Below are 19,250 nucleotides of genomic sequence, written 5' to 3'. Positions count from 1 at the left end.
ATGAGCCAGATCAGTTTTGCGGATGCCGAGCAAGCGGGCAAGAGGAAGAAGACAAGGCGCGAAGTCTTCCTTGGCGAGATGGAACTGGTGGTGCCGTGGAAGGCGCTGCTCAAGGTCATCGAACCTCACTACCCAGTGGCAGGCCGAGGCCGTCGACCCTACCCGTTGCAAGCCATGCTGCGCGTGCACCTGATGCAGAACTGGTTCGCCCTGAGCGACCCGGCGATGGAAGAAGCGCTGTATGAGATCGCCTCGCTGCGCACGTTCGCCGGACTCGGTCTGGAGGCCATCCCCGATGAGACGACCATCCTGAACTTCCGCCACCTGCTGGAAGCCAGCGATCTGGCCGAAGACATCTTCAAGCAGGTCAACGCCCACCTGGCCAGGAAGGGGCTGCTGCTGAAGAGAGGTTCCATTGTCGATGCCACGATCATCTCGGCGCCCAGTTCCACCAAGAACGAGAGCGGCGAGCGAGACCCTGAGATGCACCAGACGAAGAAGGGAAACCAATGGCACTTCGGGATGAAGGCGCACATCGGTGTGGATGCGGACTCGGGGCTGGTTCACACGGTGACGACCACTGCGGCCAACGAGGCCGACGTGGAACAGGTGGGCGACCTGCTTCACGGCAAAGAGGACGCCGTATGGGCAGACTCGGGCTACCGGGGAGCGCAGAGCCGTGTGAAGCGGGGTGTGCAATGGCACATCGCGGGCCGACCCAGCGACATGGCGAAGATGCCAGAGGGCCGCGCCAAGGCCAGGGCACGCAAGTTGGAGTATCAGAAGGCGAGCATCCGCGCGAAGGTGGAGCACCCGTTCCGGGTGATCAAGCGGCAGTTCGGGCTCGTGAAGGTGAGGTTCAAGGGACTGGCCAAGAACACGGCGCATGTGATCACGCTGTTTGCGCTGTCGAACCTGTGGATGGCCCGCAGAAAGCTGATTGCGATGCTGGAGCAGGTGCGTCCGCAAACAGTCTGAGGGCGCTGGATGAGGGGCAGGTCTTGTCGCTTCGGGGCATCCGGCGATGCGGTTCATCACCATGCACACCATTGGCCCTCAGCGCACGCCAATTTGTGACCTGTTCAGACCTTCCCTAGAGCGAGAGCAAGATAAACGGCAAGTACTGCGAGTTGCCCCGCCTCCAGAGGCGCAAGCTTCCAATAGCCGACAGGCGCGACAACGCATGCCACCGTTGCGGCGCCCCAGAATCTTCCTGTGTGCGAAAAGGGCCAGCCAAGAAAGGCTTTGCGCGCCTCAGACAATCGATGCTTCATCGCGATTTGCCAGGTGTCCTTGGGGGTTCGTACTTCCGAATACGCGAACAGGCGAGTTCAAGTGGACGATGGAGATGAGTGTCGGCTTCTGGCCGATAGTACCCATTCGCGCGAGGCCGAGGGACGTCGGCAACCGCTGCATAGCCGCCATCAGCAGACCAACGTCGAACGCTCGCAACGGGTCGACTGTGTAATTCACAGACAACGCAGCAGACATTTGGTCAGCTTTGACCAGGCGCCAAGCAAATTAGGGTAGATAAAGCCTCCGTCCACAGCTAGCTGAAATCGTGCAGCGACAGAGGCTCTAGTTGCTATCGAGCGGCAGTGGCCAGAGTGGCTGAACTCCTGTCTGTCTTGGGTCAGTAGGCACCCATGTAGTCGCGCTTGCCGATCTCAATACCGTTGTGGCGCAAGATGGCATAGGTGGTGGTCACGTGGAAGAAAAACTGCGGCAGTCCATAGTGCAGGAGATATGCGCCTGCGGTCAGCTTCTTTTCCTTGGGGGTGCCGGGGCGCAATACGATCTCGCGGCTCTCGCTTGAATCAAATTGCTCAGACTTGAAGGAGCCGATATGGGCCAAAGCTTTGGCGATCAACGCTTGCAGGTCGGCGAAGCTGACCTCAGTGTCGGGCCAGGACGGCACCTCGGCACCAGCCAGGCGGGAGGCAATGCCCCTGGAGAAGTCTGCGGCGATCTGTACCTGACGTACCAGCGGAAACATGTCAGGGAACAGCCGCGCCTGCAGCAGCGCATTTGGATCGATATTTTTTTGCGTCGCGTGGTCTTCGGCCTTCTTGAGCACGTCGGACAGGGCGCGCAGCATCTGCTGCATGACGGGAACGGAGGCGTTGTACAGCGGGTTGGTCATAGTGAGTTCACTTCTAAAATTGGGCACGATGGCCGGAGTTGGCGTGGCAGAGGCCCTGCCGACCATGTAAGGCTAACAGCACAGGGCGAACTGAATCGCCCCGGCTTTTGTGGCCAGCTTTTCTTCCCGCTGGTAGTCGGAGCAGCCGCGTTGAAGGGCAGTTCACTAGCAAGAAGCGGACGGCAATTGCAGACGCACGACAGACCGCGATCGCTGCATCGCAGTCATGCGTTCATCCCCTATGCTCGTCGAGCCGAAGACCAGCCAGACCGGGCTATTCGTCCTTGGGCGTTCAAACATGCAGCGGCTTCCTGCCCAATGCGCGGGCCAGTTCGTCGAGCAGTTGCCGCTCCCGCGCGTCGAGCGCGGATGGGTCGACATATAGGCCCCCATCGTGACCGAGGGCTCGCCGCGTTCGATACGGTGCAGCGTCATGCGGGACACGCCCGCCGCCCGGCAACACGGATCCGATCAGTCGACCTTGATGTTGTTCGCCTTGATGAGGCGGCCCCAACGTTCGCGCTCGCCCTTCACATACGCGGCCATGTCGTTCGGCGTGCCTGGCAGTCCTTCGACGCCGAGCGCCAGGAACCGGGCTTTCACGGGGGCCGAGTTCAGTGCGTCGACCAATGCCTTGTTGAGTTTCTCGACCGTCTCTGCGGGCGTGGCGCTGGGCACCGCCAGTCCCTGCCATGCATAGGCCTCGTAGTCGGACAGCCCTTGCTCCGCGAGGGTCGGCACGTCGGGCAGCGTCGCGATGCGCTTTGCGCTGGCAACGCCGATCGCCTTGACCTTGCCGGCCAGCACAAACTGGTTGCCGCTGGCGGTGTCGACCATCATGAAGGGCACCTGGCCGCCGAGGATGTCCTGCATTGCCGGCGCCGCGCCGCGGTAGGCAACGTGCGTCATCGTGACGCCGGTCTTTTCGCGCAGCAGCTCGGTGGCCAGGTGGTGCGGACTGCCGGCGCCGGCCGACGCGTAGTTCACGCCGCCCGGCTGCGCCTTGGCCCACGCGATGAACTCCTTGAAGTTCTTCGCCGGCACCTGGGGACCGACCACCAGCACGAGCGGAAAGCGCGCCAGCATGCCGACCGGCGCGAGGTCCTTCTCGGCGTTGTAGCTGAGCTTGGAAAACAGGAACGGGTTGGCTGCGAGCGTGGCGAAGTCGGCCGTCAGCATGATGCTGCCGTAGTCCTTCGAGCGGGCGGCGTAGTCCGCGGCGATGTTGGTCGCCGCGCCGGGCTTGTTGTTGATGACGATGGGCCGGCCCAGGTTCTTTGTCATCGCCTCTGCGGTGGCGCGCGCCACGGAGTCGGAGCCGCCGCCCGCGGCGTAGCCCACCACCCATTCGATGGGCTTGCTGTCCTGCGCGACGGCGAGATGGGTGCTTGCGGCCAGCGCCAGGCCGGTCAGGAAAAGGCGAATCATGGGTTTGTCTCCGTTGGTTGTGATGGGTGCTTTCACTTGCGTGCCGCAGCGGCGAACGCCTCGCGCAGCACGGGCAGCGATCCGATGTGGTTGGCCAGGACGAGCACCAGCCGCGCGTTGAAGGCGTGGCTCTGGTCCGTGGAGAGGCCTTGGTGCGCTTCGATCAGCGCCTCGTAGAAATCGTCCGGGGCCTCGATGTTCGGTGCGGTCGTCAGTTGTTGCGCGGCGGTGGCTTGCGGCATGGCAGGAATCCTTCAGGCGTTGCAAAGCGCGCGATCGAGCGCGGCGCGCATGAGGCCGGCGTCGGCCCGGCGCCAGCGCCCGCACACGTGCTGGTCGGGGCGCAGCAGGTAGACCGTGCCGGCGCGCGCGTCGTAGCGCTCGGCTGCCAGCGCATGGGCTTGATCGGCCGGGATGCGCACCGTTTCGATCGGCACGCCGGCGGCAGCGCCGGCCTCGGCCGCAGCGCGGGCCGCGTGCTCCGCGACCTCGCCGCTGCCGAACACCACGGCCGTGAACGCGCCGTGGCCTGCTTCCTGCAGCAGCCAGCCCGCGGTGCCGTCGGCGCGGACCAGCGGTGCGTCCGCCGCCACGGCGCCCGGCACCATGCGCCCTTCGAAGGCGTCGGCGTCCGGCGTGTTCAGGGCCGAGTTGTGCAGCGTGGCCGGCACCGACAGGCGGCCGCTGTTGACCAGGGTGCGCGCAAAGGCGTGGAACTTGGCAAGTTCGAGCACCGCGTCCCGGAACAGCCTGCTGACCTCGCTCTTGGGCGTGATGAAGTCGGTGGCGCGCGTCGAGTTGAGGATGTTCTCGTCGGCCGCGTACTCGCGCTCGTGGCCGTAGCTGTCGAGCAGCGCGTCGGATGCCTGGCGCTGCAGGACCGCGGCAAGCTTCCACGCCAGGTTCTCCGCATCCTGCACGCCCGAGTTGGCACCGCGGGCGCCGAACGGGGAAACACCATGCGCAGAGTCTCCGGCGAAGAACACGCGGCCGTGCCGGAAACGGTCCATCCGCAGGCAGGAGAAGGTGTAGACGCTGGCCCATTCGAGATCGAACTGCGCGTCTTCGCCCAGCAGCGCCTTCACGCGCGGAATGATCTTTTCGGGTTTCTTTTCTTCCTCGGGATCGGCGTCCCAGCCGAGCTGGAAGTCGATGCGCCAGACGTTGTCCGGCTGCATGTGCAGCAGCACGCTCTGGTTGCGATGGAATTCGGGGTCGAACCAGAACCAGCGTTCGGCGGGCCGGTCGAGCTTCATCTTCACGTCGGCGATCAGGAAGCGGTCCTTGAACTGCCGGCCCTTGCTTTCCAGCCCGAGCAGCCCGCGCAGGCTCGAGCGGCTCCCGTCGCAGGCCGCGACGTAGCCGGCATCGAGCTGGTAGGGCCCGTCGGGCGTCTCGACCGTCAACGCGACATGGTCCGCGTGCTGCACGGCGCCCGCGACCTTGTTCTTCCAGCGCAGGTCGATCAGCGGCAGCCCGGCCGCGCGCTCGGCCAGGAAGCCTTCGACGTAATACTGCTGCAGGTTGATGAAGGCGGGGCGCGCATGTCCCGTTTCCGGCAGCAGGTCGAAGCTGTAGATCTCCTCGTTCCTGAAGAACACGCGGCCGACGTTCCACGACACGCCCTTGCCGACCATGCGGTCGCCGCAGCCGAGCCGATCGAAGATCTCGAGCGTGCGCTTGGCAAAGCAGATGGCGCGCGAGCCGGTGGACAGCGCGTTGTCGTTGTCCAGGAGGACCACCGGAATCCCGCGCTGCGCCAGGTCGATGGCCAGCGCCAGACCCACGGGGCCTGCGCCAACGACGGCCACCGGGCGGCGCACTGGCGCCGCGGCGTCCTGGTCGGGATGGCGCTTGTAGTCGAAGCGCAGGCTTTGGTAGTCGATCACGTGGTGTCTCCGTGTCCTTGTTTTTGTATTGCTCCTTCCCCCGCCGGGGGAAGGCGATCAGCCTTCCAGCGTCTTCCACATCTCGATGTCGCGCTCGGCCGTCCAGATGCGCGGGTCCGGGTGCTGGGTCACTTCGTCGTAGCAGCGCGTCACGTCGAAGGGCATGCAGTGGTCGAAGATGACCCAGTGGCCGTACTTGGGTTTGAGCTGGGCGAAGGTGTCCTGGTAGACCGCATGAAGGTCTTTGCCCGCGGCCACGCCGGCTTCGACGCAGGCGCGCACGTCGGCAATGAAACTGCCGGTGGCCCTGAGGCCGGCGGCCACCTGCTCTTCGCCCAGCAGGGCGGGGCCGCGGCCCGGAACCAGTGCGGCGGGTTTCAAGGCCGCGAGGTTCTCGAGCGTCCGCGGCCAATCCTTGAAATAGGCATCGCCGGCGTAGGGCGTGGCGTCGAACTCGACCAAGTCGCCGCTGAGCAGCACGCGGTCCTGCGGCAGCCAGACCACCGTGTCGCCCTTGGTGTGGCCACGCCCGAGCTGCAGCAGTTGCACTTCGAGCTTGCCGAGCCACAGCGTCATCTTGCCGGTGAAGGTCATGGTGGGCCAGGTCAGGCCCGGTGGCACCGTCTCGACGTTCCGGAACAGGCGCGGGAAGCGGCCGATCTCGCTGGCCTTGTCCTGCTCGCCGCGCTCCACGATCAGGTCGCGCGTGTCCTGGCTCGCAATGATCTGCTGCGGATCGAAGCCGCTCGCGCCCAGCACGCGCACCGCGTGGTAGTGGGTGAGCACCACGTACTTGATGGGCTTGTCGGTCACCTCGCGGATGCGCCTGACCACGTCCTGCGCCATGGCCGGCGTGGCCTGGGTGTCGGCCACGAGCACGCAATCGTCCCCCACGACGATGCCGGTGTTCGGGTCGCCTTCGGCGGTATAGGCCCAGGCGTGTTCCGAGAGCCGGGTGAAGCTGATCTGCTTCTCTTCGAGGTCGGCTTGCGAGGCGAATTTCTTGGGGGTGTTCATGCGGGGGCTTCCTGGGATTGAATTTGTCTAAAACAAATGCGTTTGCAGTATGCGATGTGAATTTGTTTATGGCAAACTGATTTGCATAGGTGGAACTAGGTGTTTTCCCGAGAACCAGTCCTGCCAGCGGGGCTGGCGCGTGCTGAATCCCGTCCTCCCGCGCGAACTAGACTTGCGGCAACCTGAAAGGCGATATGCGAGACAGCCACCCCGAAGAAGCTGCGAAGGAAGACAAGGCGCAGCGGGCCGTCCAGGCGATCGAAGTCGGCGGGCGGCTGCTGCTTGCGCTGGCCGACAGCCAGACGCCCCTGACGCTCAGGGATCTCTCGAGCCGATCCGGGCTGCCCGCTTCACGTGCGCACCCGTACCTGGTGAGCTTCGGCAAGCTCGGACTGATCGAGCAGGAACCCGACACCGGCCGCTATGCGCTCGGCCCGGCCGCGCTGCGCCTGGGACTGACATGCCTGCACCAGCTGGACCCGGTCCGGGTGGCGCTGCCCGTTGCCCAGCAGCTTGCGGCCTCCACCGGACATGCGGTCGCGGTGGCCATCTGGGGCAACTTCGGACCGACGATCATCCGGATGATCGAGGCACGCGAACCGCTGCATGTCTCCATGCGCGCCGGAACCGTGATGTCGATACTCGGCACGGCCACCGGCCGCGCCTTTGCCGCCGTGCTGCCCGCCGAACGCATCGAGAAGGCCATGGCGGTGGCGCTCGGAGACCCGGACGATCGGAAGGCGCCGCTGCGCAAGCCGAAGGCCGAGGAGCTTCGGCAGGCTGTGGCGGAGCTTCGCGAGCACGGCGTCACGCGCGCCGAGGGAAGGCCGATTCCCGGCGTCAACGCCTTCAGCGCCCCTGTGCTCGACCACGACGGCGAACCTGTTGTGGTGATCACGGCGCTCGGGCATCGCGACGGTTTTTCGGCCGACTGGAACTCCAGCGCCGCGACCGCCGTTCGCAATGCCGCAGCCGAAGCATCCAGCCGCCTTGGATGGCGAAACGCCGGAACCCTGCGCCCGCCCGGGTGACTCAGTAGCCGAGCAGGGCGTCCCAGACACCCAGTTGTGCGAACTTGGGCACGAAGCCGATCGTTGCCACCGCGGCGTTCTGCCCGCCGAACGACGCCGCGGAGTCCGACGCGCCCGAAAAGCGCGGCCAGCCGAGCTCCGGCGCCAGCCGCGCATTCCCATCGCTTGCGAACGACAGCACCGCGGCCATCAATGCGTCCGACAGCTGCGCTTCGGCCGCGCCTGCTCCCACCTTGTCCCGGTAGTAGTCGAGGCCGAAGCTGCCAAACAGCATGGGCAATTCCGCGCAATGGGGTACGCCGCGCCCCGGCGCCTGGATCTGATGCGCATAGGTGGCGTATCGGACATTGCCTCCGTCGCCGGCGACCTTGCCGGCATAGCGCACGCTGAAGTTGCGCAGGACGCGGTCGCCATAGATCTCGATCCATACATCACCCGGCGCGGTCGACCGGCCTTCGCGTGCGGCTGCATCGGTGTAGGCGTCGATCACCGCATCGGCGTTCGCCTGCGAACCACCCGCCTGGGGTATCACGAGGGCCAGGAGCTCGGCGCGGCTGGCAGGCAACGCCGGCGTCAGCCGTGCCTGGGTGATCGGGTCGTAGGCATCGAGGAAGAACGATCCCTCCGTCAGCGTGTTGGTGATCACGAGGGGAAGATCGCCTGGCCATGCGGTGCGCGTCCAGTCGGAAAGGCAGACCTGGCCGTCCACGATCGGTGCTGCGCGCAAGCCCCGGCCGGAGGTGATGCCCGCCGGCAATGGCTGCGCATTGAGCGCGAGTTCGGCCTGGTGCAGCGTCGACGCCGGAATGTCGCGCAAGCCCGAGGGCGTTGTCTGCAGCCTGGCGGCCAGCGCTTCGGCATACCTTCCGGCGTCGGCCAGGGTGAAGCCGGTGGGCGCCGGCACCCCGGCCGGGCTCAACAGCATGGCCTTCTGGAAGCAGGCCCGCGCAACAGGGTTCTGCGCCAGGATCGCGCCGCTCGTGCCGCCGGCGGACTGCCCGATGAGGCAGACATTGGCGGGATCGCCACCGAAAGCCTCGGCGTTGCGCCGCACCCACTGCAGCACCGCGATCTGGTCCTGCAGCTGCCAGTTGGCCTGCGTCCCCGTGTCGGGATCGACGAGGTCCGGATGCGACAGCGTGCCCATCGCACCGAGCCGGAAATTGGCGGTGACGACGACCACGCCCTTGCGCGCGAGCGCCTCGCCGTTCATCAGCGGCATGCTGGTGGCGCCGGTGCGCCATGCGCCGCCGTGCAGCCACACCACGACGGGCAGCTTGCGACTCTGGCTTGGTGCCCACACGTTCAGCGTCAGGCAATCCTCGCTCTGAACGGCAGGAGAGGGATAGATCCAGGTGACGTACGCCGGCAAGGTCTGCAGGCTGGCGGCCCCGAAAGCCGTGGCGTCGAACACGCCGCCCGGGGCCCGGTACGGCTGCGGCGAGCGAAACCGCAGGGCGCCGACGGGCGGCTGCGCATACGGGACGCCGAGGAAGAACGCGACGGCGTCATCGGCCGTGCGCTGTCCCTTCAATGTGCCGGAGCTCGTTTCGACCACGGGTGCCGGGGCCGGCGCGGGTGCGGGTGCAGGTGCGGGAGCCGGTGGCATCGCCGCAGCGGGCAGCGGGAGAAAGCCGCTGCCGCTGCTGCCGCCACCGCCGCAGCCACTCAGCGGCAAGGCGGCCAATGCGCTGGCGGAAAGGATGAACCGGCGCCGGCTGGTTGCCGAATGCTCGCATGGGTCGCTCGAAGTCGTCATGTGCTTCCTTGTTCGCCGGCCCGGGATGGTGCCGAAGCGACGCGAGTCTAGGAAGGATGACCGCCGCATGACAGGGCCGGCGGCGCAACTCAGCTTTCCAAAAATGCGTTGCCTTGGCCCGGCTTTCCCAGCGCCGAGGCCGCTTCGCAGAGTTCGTCCAGGAAAAGGCGCCCCGCGATGGTGAGATCGCGCCGCGAGGGATAGAGCGCAAAAAGCGAGATCGGCGGCGGCGCCCAGCCGGGTGCGATCAGGCTGAGACGCCGGGCCTTGAAGTCCGCGGTGCACATCGACGCGGGCAGCTGCGCCACACCGAGCCCCGCGAGCGCAGCTTCGCGGATCTGCAGCAGGCTGTCGCTCGTGAACTGCACGCGCACATCGATCTCTGCGTCGCCCTCGTGCGCATGGCTCAGCATCCAGCGTGCAGGATGTGGCATGAAGGTCCAGCCTATCGCCGGGCAGCCCTGCAGCTGCGCGGGAAGCTTGGCGCCCGGCAGCGCGTCGCGGACCTTGGGCGATGCGACGAGTACGTAGGGAATGTCGGCCAGCTTGCGCATCACCAGGCTCGAGTCGCGAAGCGGCTTGACCGAAGGACGTATCAACAGGTCGACGGGGTCGCTGAATGCCGAGGGCCGGCCGTCGGTCGCGTCGAGCGTGATCGCCACGCGCGGATGTCTGAGGCTGAAGTCGATGGCCAGCGGGCCCACGAGCATGGCACTCAAGGCGATGGGACACGAGATGCGAAGCGTCCCCGATGCCTCGCCCAGGCTGTCGCGCGCGGCGGACAGTGCGCGCTGCGCTTCGGCCCGGATGTTCGCGCCGTGCGCATACATCCGCTGTCCGATGTCGGTCACCTTGAAGCTGCGCGAATTGCGCACGATCAGGCTGACGTTCAGGCGTTTCTCGAGCCCCGAGATGCGGCGGCTGAGCCGCGACACGGGAATGCCGAAGCGCTGGCTTGCGGCGCTGAACCCTCCTGCCTCGACCACGGCGACCAGGGCCATCAGGTCGTCCGCGACATCTCCGGTTTCGTCCATCTTCGGCTCCCAAGGCAAAAGACGGCATTGTGAGTTGGCCGGGCACCTGGCGCCGGCCCGGGTGGCACGCGCAACGCGCTCAACTGTTCATGACGCGCGCAAAGAGGGCCTGGTGCAGCCATCGCGGTGTTGCCCACACCATCGCCACGGCAGCCTTGTTGTTGAAGCCTGGAACCACACTGACGCGGCCGGCGTGCAGCGCCCGGATTCCCGCCCGCACCACCGGTGCCGGCTTCATCATCAGCAGCTTGAGCCCCCATGTGATCTTCTGTTTTGCGGCCTGCGCAAAGCCGGTGTCGGACATGCCGGGGCACAGCGAGGTCACCGTCACGCCATCGCGCTTGAACTCACGGTGCAAGGCATCGCCAAGGCGCAGCACATAGGCCTTGGCTGCGCCATAGACGGCCATGTTTTCCACGCCGAAGTAAGCCAGCATGCTGGCCACGAGCAGTATCTTTCCGTGGCCGCGCGCACGCATGTCCTCGCCGAAGAGCCGCGTCATGACCGTCAGGCTCGCGATGTCCAGTTGCAGCATGTCCAGGGCGCTTTGCATCGGCGTGTCGAGGAAAGTGCCTTGCAGGCCATGGCCTGCGTTGTTGATCAGGATCTCGACCTCGATGGCGCGCTCGCGAAGGCTGGCGTGCAACGCGCGGACGGCGGCCATGTCCGACAGGTCGGCCTGCTCCACGATGACCCTGACGCCCCACTCCCGGTGCAGCGCCGCAGCCAGGGCTTGCAGCCGATCGAGCCGGCGCGCCACCAGAATCAGCGGGTGGCCCTTGGCCGCGTATTGCCTTGCGAATTCCTCGCCAAAACCACTGGATGCACCGGTGATGAGAACCCAGGAGTCGACGTTGGTAGCCATGATGTTCGCCCTTGTTGAAGCCGCTGTGATGCTGGAGGTGGCCGGCATCCTTGCTTTCAGGCAAGATTGGAGACCGTTGGTCTGCAATTTAACAGACCATCGGTCTTTTAGCAAATGGAGTCTGATCGCCGCATGAATTCGCCCATCCCCTACGTACGCGCCCGCTCTGCCGAGCAGAAGGAAGAGCGGCGCCGCCACCTGCTGGCCACCGCCCGGGAAATGCTGCGCCAGAGCCCGGAGGCCCTCGACCTGGGCATCAACGAACTCGCGCGCGAGGCGCAAATGACCAAGTCGAACGTCTACCGCTATTTCGAAAGCAGCGAGGCCGTGCTGATGGACCTGCTCGTCGAAGAATTTGCAGGCTGGCATGCCGAGCTGGGCACGGCGCTGGCGCGCGGCGGCAAGGCCGGCGCGAGCGTCGAATACATTGCCCGCGTCTTCGCCTCCGCGATTTCTGCGCGGCCCCTGCTTTGCCGGCTGATCAGCATCCTGCCGTCCATCCTCGAGCGCAAGGTGTCGTTCGAACGCATGGTCGACTTCAAAGGCAGCCTGCTGGCCGTCCGGCAACGGACAGCGCAGGACTTCCATGCCCGCGTGCCCGCCATGCCGGTGCGGGCCTTCGAACAGGTGGTGAAGCATGCGCTGCCGCTCATCATCGGGCTGTGGCCGCTCAGCAACCCGGCGGGGATGGCCGCGCAAGTGACAGAGCTCCCCGAGTTGAAGAGCCTGCGGTACGACTTCGAGAAAGACCTCGAACACGCCCTGCTCACATTGATGCGGGGAATGGCCCAGGCGTAGAAGGCCATCGGATCAAAACGCCCGATCGCAGCAGGGTCTTGCACAGAGCCGCACCTCCAGGTGTTGTAGCGTGGCGTCGGCAGCCTGGCCACCCTTGGCATCGTCCCAACACCATGAAGCCCCTGAATGCAGCAACAAGTCATCTCCGCCCACGACATCTTCCCGCACATCCGCATCGTCATGGGCATGGTGATCGGCCTTGGCGTCACGCGGCTGTTGTCGGGCGTTGCGCGCATCGTGCAGCACCCGGCGCAGTACCGGCTCTATGCGGTGCACCTTGCCTGGGTGGCTTCGGTCCTGCTGGCGCTGGTGCATTTCTGGTGGTGGGAGTTCGGCCTCTACCAGATCGAGAGCTGGACCTTCGGCACCTATGCCTTCATCGTGAGCTACGCGATCGTGCTGTTCCTGCTGTGCGCGCTGCTCTTTCCGGACAGCATGCGCGACTACGCGAGCTATGAAGACTATTTCTATGCCCGGCGCGCCTGGTTCTTCGGCCTGCTGGCTGCGACCTACCTGCTCGACGTGGTCGACACGCTGATCAAGGGCGAGGCGCACTTCGCCCGCTTTGCGCTGGAGTACCTGATCCGCACGCCCGTTCTCGTGTTGCTGTGCATCGTGGCGGCCAGGACGGCGAGCCAGCGCTTTCACACCGTCTTCGTGGCGGGCACGCTGGTCTACCAGCTGTCGTGGATCTTCAGGCTCTTCGACACGTTGAACTGACGGCACCCCCGCGCGCTCCCGGCTGACGCGCGCATCGGCGGCAGCCTACGTTGAAAACCAAGGTCTTCACTTTCAATGGCGCCGACGTCGAACGGGGACCGAGGCGTGCCGTGCGTCTTGCCGTCGGCGGATCAGGAGACAGCCATGCGCACCCACGACGAGAAGAAGAACAACGGCGAGGCCAGCCATGCCGTTCACGATGCAGACACCGACCCCCCGCAAGCCCTGAGTGGCACCACCCGGCGCTCGCTGCTGCGCAGCGCCGTGCTGTTCGCGATGTTCTCGGGCAGCGGTATCGGCCTGACCGCCTGTGGCGGGGGTGGCGGCGGCGGAGGAGGGGGCATCGGCATCGGTGGCGGAGTGGGGGGCGGGCGTCCGCCCGACGGATCCAACTCGGTGTTCAAGCACGGGATCGCGAGCGGTGATCCGCTGTCCGACCGCGTGATCCTCTGGACCCGCGTGACGGCCGCCGCGCCGGGCACCCTCAACGTCGAATGGGAGGTGGCCAGCGACGAGCGCTTCGGCATCATCGTCGCGCGCGGCACCGCGAGCACCGGCCCCGAGCGCGACTACACGGTCAAGGTGGACGCCATGGGGCTCCAGCCGGCCAGCACCTATTTCTATCGCTTCTCCATGGGCAACGACCGCTCGCCCATCGGCCGCACCCGCACGCTGCCGGTGGGCGGCGTATCGCAGGCCCGGCTGGCGGTGGTGTCCTGCTCCAATTTCCCGAGCGGCTACTTCAACGTCTATGCCGACATTGCCAAGCGCACCGACATCGACGTGGTGCTGCACCTGGGGGACTACATCTACGAATTCGGCCGCGTGGGCTTCGCCTCGCAGCTGGCCATTGCCATCGACCGCGAGTCGAGGCCCGACCACGAGATCCTCACGCTCGCGGACTACCGCCTGCGCCATGCGCAGTACCGCACCGACGGCGACCTGCGCGCCCTGCATGCGCGGCTGCCCATGATCGCGGTGTGGGACGACCACGACCTGGCCGACAACGCGTGGTCCGGCGGGGCCGAGAACCACGACGAAGCGACCGAGGGCAGCTTTGCGGCACGGCGCGCGGCGGCCGTGCAGGCCTACCACGAGTGGCTGCCGACGCGGCTGCCCGACCCGGCCAACCCGCTGCGGATCTACCGCTCCTTCGACTTCGGCACGCTGGCTTCGATGCACATGCTCGACACCCGGCTGATCGGCCGCGACAAGCAGGTCACGCTCTCGCAGTACCTGGCCGGCGAGGCGTCGGCGCCCACGCGGCAGCTGATGGGCCAGCCGCAGGTGGACTGGCTGTCCCAGCGCATGGCCGCATCGCCCTGCACCTGGCAGGTGCTCGGCCAGCAGGTGCTCATGATGCGCATGGTCATTCCCTTGAGCATCGCGACCGACTTCAGCGTCGAGACGCTGACCGCCTACCTGGCGGCGCAGGCGCTTCCGGATTCCGCGCGCAGCGACAGCCAGCGCGCGCTGATCACGCAGCAGAAGGTGCCCTACAACCTGGACGCGTGGGACGGCTACCCGGCCGCGCGCGATGCCGTGCTCGCCATGGCGCGCAACCAGGGCAAGAACCTGATCTCGCTGGCCGGCGACACGCACAACGCCTGGGCCGGGAACCTCACCGACGCTTCGGGGCAGCGGGTCGGCGTGGAATTCGGAACCTCGTCGGTGTCGTCGCCCGGCTTCGAGCGGGCGCTGCCGTTGATCGCCAACGACCTGCTGTCCGATGGCTTCCGACGCATCATCGACGACCTGCGCTACGCCGAGACCAGCAAGCGCGGCTATGCCGTGCTGACCCTCACGCCGGCCGAGGCGCGCTGCGACTACATCGAGGTCAGCACGGTGCTGAGCCGCGACTATTCGGTGAGGACGGCCGCCACGCTGCGCGTGCTGCCCGGTGCTGGCAACCTGCAGGTGCTCGCTGCCTGAACGTGGGTGGTGGGTGGCGCGCCGCCGTCAGGATCGCGCCACCAGGCCGCGGATGTAGGCCTCGAGTGTCGTCGAGCCGCGCAGGGCATCGCCTGGCATGTCGAAGCCGCTGTCGACGCTCACCGCGGCCATCCGCGCATACGAGTCTGCGGCCGCTTCGGAAAAGCCGAGGCCGCGGTACGCTGCCTTCCACTTGTCGCGCGGCGTGACGTCGAGCTCCACCGGCCGGCCGAGCGCTTGCGAGAACGCCTTTGCCACGTCGACCGAGGAATAGCGCCGCGGCCCCTCCACGTAGCGGATGCCGACGTCGTCGAGCGGGGACACCAGCCTGCGGGCCGCGATCTCGCCGAGGTCGAGCGGCGCGGCCATGGGAATCGTGAGGTCGGGGTCGTACATCGTGGGCAGCCTGCCCGTGCTGCGCACCGCATCGAGCAGCCCGTCCCAGTTGCTCATGTAATAGGCCGCGCGGTTGATGGCCGCCGGAATGGATTGGCGGCGCAGGCCCTCTTCGAGCTCCCACAGCACGCTCAGGTCGCCGATGCGCTCGCCGGGCTGCGCACCGCCAGTCGATTCCGCCACCACCTTCTGCAGCCCCGAGCCCTCCAGTGCAGACAGGATGTTGGCGACCGTTCGCCGCTCGATGGTGTCGGTGTCCGCCGACGTGTCCGCGAGCGGGTTGAGCAGGAAGGCGCGGCGCCCGCGCTGGAACGCCGCGCGCAGCGACGCCACGTCTTCAACATTTGCCTCGGCGATCTCGGCGCCCTTTGCGCGCCACGCACCGGCGCGCTTCGCATCGCGCGTGACGATCGTCACTGCTTCGCCGCGGTCGAGCAGTGCCTGCGCGACCGCCGAACCGACATGCCCTGTACCACCCATGATGACGTACATCCGTGTCTCTCCTGTTCGTCGTGCCTGGAGGAAAGCCTGGCGGGGTGCGGCTGCGCCGCAATGGTTCACCGCGCGGGCGCGGGGCCTGCGCAGACGACACCCTCGATCAGCGCCCTGGTGTAGCGCACGAACGCCCCGACCTGGGTAGGACGATCGGCCAAGTTGTCCGGCGCATGGCCCAGGTAAGCCGCATGCGCGCTCGCCAGCACAGGCCGGTGCTCGCCGGGCAGGCGCTCCAGCGCCCATGCCGCGGCGGCATCCTTGGGCGCGATCTGGCCTGTGCACGCACTGAACCAGATGCGCGCGAGCGCGAGCACCACATTGCGCTCGTCGCTCTGCCAGTCCGGCGCGTCGTTCCACTGCGCCACGGTGTCCAGCAACGAGCGCGTGAAATCGGCGCGGGGCACGGGGTCGAACAGTTCGGCCGCGGGAGGGCCGAGCAGGCAGACGCTGTGCTGCCTCAGCTTCGTGAGCAGGATCGCAAGGTCATGGTCCGGCATGGCCGGCTCGACGATGCCGGCCTGCAGCGCGTCGCGCAGCCATTCGCCGAACTGCAGTTCGCGCAGCGGCGGATAGCGCCAGGGCACGACCTCGCTCCGCACCACGAGCGTCACTTCGAGCGGGCGCCACGGTCCGCCGGCGCCGGGGCTGCCCGAGACCGACAGCAGGTCCGTCATCAGCGCATGCCGCACTTGTGCGGGCAGCGGCGCTTCCACGGTCACCATCAGGTCGATGTCGCTGTGCGGCTTGAGCCCCCCGTCGACGGCGGAGCCGAACAGGTGGATGGCCTGGAGCGTGCCGGCCAGGTGATGCGCGAGAACGGCGCGCGCCTGCGCCAGTTGCGGGATGATTTCGGGTGGCAGTGAAGCGGTCATCACGGCCGATGTTAAGGGCCATGAGGAGTGGGAGGCGATGGGCGCAGCAGGTCAATCCACGCGGATGTTGCGCGCCTTCACGACACGGCTGTAGATCTCCGCGTCGCGGCGCACCATCGCGCTCATCTCGGTGCGCGTGACGCCCAGCGGCTCGCTGTTGAGGTCCTTGATGCGCTTGGCAAGGTCCGGGTCCTTGCTCGCTTCGACGAACACCGCATTGAACCGGTTGAGCACCGCGGCGGGCGTGTTCGCGGGCGCCCAGATGCCATGCCACGACATCATCGAGAAGCCCGGCATCACCCCCGAAAGCGTGGGCACGTCGGGCAGCGCGGGGTGCCGCGTGGGTCCCGAGTAGGCCAGCGCCTGCACCCGGCCGCTGCTGATCAGCGGATAGCCTGTCGCAATAGGTTCCATCAGCGTGTCGACCTGTCCGCCAACGAGGTCGGCGATGGGGCTCGCGCGGTAGGGCACATGCAGCATGGTGATGCCCACTTCGTCTTTCAACGATTCGACGATCAGCTGCGAGGGGCTTCCCGCGCCGTACGAAGCATGCGAATAGGTGCCGGGCTTTTCCTTGGCCGCGGCCACGAGCTCCTTGATGGTCTTGGCCGGGAACTTGGTGTTGGCGATCAGCACGAGGCCCTGGCGCATCGTGGTGGCGACGGGAACCAAATCCTTCTCGGGGTCGAAGGGCAGCTTGCTGTAGATGTACGGGTTGATCGTGAACGCGGTCGACAGGTTGTAGAGGAAGGTGTAGCCGTCCGCCGGCGCCTTGGCGACCGTATCCGACGCGAGGTTGCCGGCCGTGCCGGGCTTGTTGTCGATGAGCACCGGCACGCCGAGCTTGCGGCTCGCGTAGTCGCCGTACATGCGCGCGAAGATGTCGGGCGGCGTGCCGGGCGCGAAGCCCACGACGATCCGGATCGGCTTGGTGGGCCACTCCGCGGTCTGGGCGCTTGCATGGCCCGTGGCCAGCATGCCGGCGAGGCCCAGCACCAGGCCGAGCATCTTCTTGACGAGGTTTGTTATTGAAAGCATGGCTTGTCTCCTTGGGCTATGGGTGCCCGCTTGTTGGGTTGTTCTGTCTTCTTCAATCCACCTGCGCGCCGGAGCGGCGCACGGCCTCGCCCCATTTCGCGATCTCGGCCGTACCGAAGGCGGCCATGTCCGCCGCGCCCATGGCCATCGGCTCGATGCCCTGGGCCGCGAGCTTGTCGCGCACTGCGGCCTGGGCAAGCACCGCCTGCGTGGCTTCGCGCAGGCGGTCGCGCTGCGCGGCGGGCATGTCGGCCGGCGCATACAACATGAACCACGCGACCAGGTCGAAGTCCGCAATGCCCTGCTCGGCCAGCGTGGGCACGTCGGGCGCGGCCATGCTTCGCCGCGCGCTTGATGCGCCCAGCGCGCGCAGCCTGCCGGCGCGGATCTGCGGCAGCACGGCGGCCGGGTGATAGAACATGAACTGCACGTTCCCCGCCATCACCTCGGTGAGCGCCTGCGCGCCGTCGCGGTAGGGCACGTGCACGAAATCCTTGCCGAGCCGCAGGTTGAGCAACTCGCCCGCCAGGTGCCCCGAGGTGCCGTTGCCGGCCGAGGCAAAGCTCACCGACTTGCCGCTGGCCTGGCGCAGGTCCGCCACCGTCCTCCACGGCGCGGCGGCGGGCACGACCAGCAGCGTGGGCGTGGCGCCGACGAAGCCCAGCGGCACGAAGTCGCGCTGCGGATGGTAGGAAAGCCGCTTGTAGAGCGTCGCGTTGATGGCATGCGTGCCCACGGTGCCCAGCAGCACGGTGTGCGCATCCGCCCCCGAACGGGCCACGAGTTCGCTGCCGATGGCGCCGCCCGCGCCGGGCCGGTTGTCGACGATCACCGCCTGCGACAGCTGGCGCCCGAGGGCTTCGGCCAGCACCCGTCCCACGATGTCGGTCGTGGTGCCGGCCGCGAAGGGCACGACCAGCTTGAGGGGGCGCTCATTGGCTGCCTGGGCCCATGCGCTGCTTTGCGCCAGCAGCGCTGCTGCAACGAGCGGCGCGGCCAGGATCTCGCGGCGTTTCATGGCGCCTTCCCAAAGCCCGCGGGCACGGTGCCTTCGTACTGCAACTCGCGCGTGGCCTGGTAGGACAGCGCAAAGCCGCTCGGCGTCTCGGCCTCTTCCGCGAGGTGCGCGATCAGCCCCGCGGTGCGTGCGAGGATCGGCACGCCGCGCAGCGACGCCACCGGAAAGCCCACGCCCAGCAGCACCGCCGGAATCGCCGCCGAGACGTTCATGCGCAGGTCCTTGCCGACGATGCCCGGGATCGCCTCTTCCAGCGCCTGCGCGATGCGCACATAGCGCAGGTCGGCGCCGGCTTGCGTCGCCACGCCGATCAGCCGGTCGACGCGCGGATCGCGTTCCTTGTGCAGCGGATGGCCGTAGCCCGGGATCGCGGCGCGCGCGGCCTTGAGCTCGGCGATGGCCGCGGCGGCGGCCTGCGGCAGCGTGGCGCCCGCATCCACGCGCGCCGCCACGTCGATGAACAGCCGGCCCGCGGTTTCGGACGCACCGAGGATGACGGAGCCGCAGCCGAGGATGCCGGCCGCCACCGCGCCCTGCAGCGCATCGGGCGCGGCCGCGAAGGTCATGCGGCTGGCCTGCACGCTCGGCACGAGGCCGTGCTCGGCAATCGCCACCAGCGTGGCGTCGAGCACGGCGCTGCACGCGGCATCGGGGCGGCGGCCGGTGAGCAGCAGGAAGAAATAGTTTGTGAACGACAGGTGCCCGATCAGCTCCTGGCACAGGTCCTGGCCACGCACGACGATGGTGTGTTCGTCCGAGGTGCAGATGGCGGTGCGCGGGACGGTGGACTTTCCGATTTTCATGGGCGTGGTCTT

The 19,250-nt window shown here is 67.1% G+C and carries 18 protein-coding genes; 5 read left to right on the top strand and 13 right to left on the bottom strand.

The window, feature by feature from the left end:
* Positions 1-978 carry an IS5 family transposase gene (locus RZE77_RS31640; RefSeq protein ID WP_319442636.1) on the top strand — a complete coding sequence of 326 codons (978 nt, stop codon included), beginning with the start codon at positions 1-3 and terminating at the stop codon, positions 976-978.
* A gap of 655 nt (positions 979-1,633) precedes the next feature.
* Here RZE77_RS31640 and RZE77_RS31635 read toward each other — a convergent pair.
* From RZE77_RS31635 to RZE77_RS31615, 5 genes are all read right to left on the bottom strand, one after another.
* A complete protein-coding gene (locus tag RZE77_RS31635; RefSeq protein ID WP_319442635.1) occupies positions 1,634-2,143 on the bottom strand; it encodes a DUF1993 domain-containing protein in 510 nt (169 codons plus the stop codon).
* 471 nt (positions 2,144-2,614) lie between these two features.
* Positions 2,615-3,571, bottom strand: coding sequence for a Bug family tripartite tricarboxylate transporter substrate binding protein (locus tag RZE77_RS31630; RefSeq protein ID WP_018904736.1), 957 nt, complete (start codon positions 3,569-3,571; stop codon positions 2,615-2,617).
* 32 nt (positions 3,572-3,603) lie between these two features.
* Positions 3,604-3,813 (bottom strand): DUF2783 domain-containing protein, encoded by a 210-nt coding sequence (locus RZE77_RS31625; RefSeq protein WP_319442634.1) that lies wholly within the window; start codon positions 3,811-3,813, stop codon positions 3,604-3,606.
* 12 nt (positions 3,814-3,825) lie between these two features.
* Positions 3,826-5,460 carry an FAD-dependent oxidoreductase gene (locus RZE77_RS31620; protein ID WP_319442633.1) on the bottom strand — a complete coding sequence of 545 codons (1,635 nt, stop codon included), beginning with the start codon at positions 5,458-5,460 and terminating at the stop codon, positions 3,826-3,828.
* A 57-nt stretch (positions 5,461-5,517) separates the two neighbouring features.
* Entirely contained in the window at positions 5,518-6,477 is a 960-nt protein-coding gene (locus RZE77_RS31615) for an MBL fold metallo-hydrolase (protein ID WP_319442632.1), read from the bottom strand.
* A 194-nt stretch (positions 6,478-6,671) separates the two neighbouring features.
* Here RZE77_RS31615 and RZE77_RS31610 point away from each other — a divergent pair, with 194 nt between their 5' ends.
* Positions 6,672-7,508, top strand: a complete 837-nt coding sequence (locus RZE77_RS31610; RefSeq protein ID WP_319442631.1) for an IclR family transcriptional regulator — start codon at positions 6,672-6,674, stop codon at positions 7,506-7,508.
* Between the two features lies 1 nt (position 7,509).
* On the opposite strand, the gene RZE77_RS31605 is transcribed toward RZE77_RS31610, so the two are convergent.
* The 3 genes from RZE77_RS31605 to RZE77_RS31595 form a co-directional block, all read right to left on the bottom strand.
* On the bottom strand, positions 7,510-9,267 hold the full coding sequence (locus RZE77_RS31605; protein WP_319442630.1) for a carboxylesterase/lipase family protein: 1,758 nt from the start codon (positions 9,265-9,267) through the stop codon (positions 7,510-7,512).
* Positions 9,268-9,356: 89 nt separating this feature from the next.
* A complete protein-coding gene (locus tag RZE77_RS31600) occupies positions 9,357-10,301 on the bottom strand; it encodes a LysR substrate-binding domain-containing protein (protein ID WP_319442629.1) in 945 nt (314 codons plus the stop codon).
* 79 nt (positions 10,302-10,380) lie between these two features.
* Complete coding sequence (locus tag RZE77_RS31595; protein WP_319443447.1) at positions 10,381-11,166, bottom strand: SDR family NAD(P)-dependent oxidoreductase; 786 nt, start codon at positions 11,164-11,166, stop codon at positions 10,381-10,383.
* A gap of 132 nt (positions 11,167-11,298) precedes the next feature.
* Between RZE77_RS31595 and RZE77_RS31590 the strand changes: the two genes are divergently transcribed.
* The 3 genes from RZE77_RS31590 to RZE77_RS31580 all read left to right on the top strand — a co-directional run bounded on the left by RZE77_RS31590 (position 11,299) and on the right by RZE77_RS31580 (position 14,616).
* Entirely contained in the window at positions 11,299-11,964 is a 666-nt protein-coding gene (locus RZE77_RS31590; RefSeq protein WP_319442628.1) for a TetR/AcrR family transcriptional regulator, read from the top strand.
* A 126-nt stretch (positions 11,965-12,090) separates the two neighbouring features.
* Positions 12,091-12,684: a hypothetical protein gene (locus RZE77_RS31585; RefSeq protein ID WP_319442627.1), complete on the top strand. Its 594-nt coding sequence runs from the start codon at positions 12,091-12,093 to the stop codon at positions 12,682-12,684.
* 144 nt (positions 12,685-12,828) lie between these two features.
* Positions 12,829-14,616, top strand: coding sequence for an alkaline phosphatase D family protein (locus RZE77_RS31580; protein ID WP_319442626.1), 1,788 nt, complete (start codon positions 12,829-12,831; stop codon positions 14,614-14,616).
* A 27-nt stretch (positions 14,617-14,643) separates the two neighbouring features.
* Here RZE77_RS31580 and RZE77_RS31575 read toward each other — a convergent pair whose 3' ends face one another.
* From RZE77_RS31575 to RZE77_RS31555, 5 genes are all read right to left on the bottom strand, one after another.
* The gene (locus tag RZE77_RS31575; RefSeq protein WP_319442625.1) at positions 14,644-15,504 is read right to left on the bottom strand and encodes an NmrA family NAD(P)-binding protein; all 861 of its coding nucleotides are present in this window, start codon (positions 15,502-15,504) and stop codon (positions 14,644-14,646) included.
* Between the two features lie 65 nt (positions 15,505-15,569).
* A complete protein-coding gene (locus tag RZE77_RS31570) occupies positions 15,570-16,379 on the bottom strand; it encodes an AadA family aminoglycoside 3''-O-nucleotidyltransferase (protein WP_319442624.1) in 810 nt (269 codons plus the stop codon).
* A 51-nt stretch (positions 16,380-16,430) separates the two neighbouring features.
* Positions 16,431-17,417, bottom strand: coding sequence for a Bug family tripartite tricarboxylate transporter substrate binding protein (locus RZE77_RS31565; RefSeq protein ID WP_319442623.1), 987 nt, complete (start codon positions 17,415-17,417; stop codon positions 16,431-16,433).
* Positions 17,418-17,469: 52 nt separating this feature from the next.
* On the bottom strand, positions 17,470-18,435 hold the full coding sequence (locus RZE77_RS31560; RefSeq protein ID WP_319442622.1) for a Bug family tripartite tricarboxylate transporter substrate binding protein: 966 nt from the start codon (positions 18,433-18,435) through the stop codon (positions 17,470-17,472).
* A complete protein-coding gene (locus RZE77_RS31555; RefSeq protein ID WP_319442621.1) occupies positions 18,432-19,238 on the bottom strand; it encodes a citryl-CoA lyase in 807 nt (268 codons plus the stop codon). Before RZE77_RS31555 ends, RZE77_RS31560 begins: the two co-directional genes overlap by 4 nt.
* Positions 19,239-19,250 lie beyond the last annotated feature (12 nt).

The organism is Variovorax sp. SPNA7, assembly GCF_033807855.1.
Lineage (GTDB): Bacteria > Pseudomonadota > Gammaproteobacteria > Burkholderiales > Burkholderiaceae_C > Variovorax > Variovorax beijingensis.
Note: the sequence above shows the minus strand (reverse complement) of the source record. Positions and strands in the feature narration are given on the sequence as shown.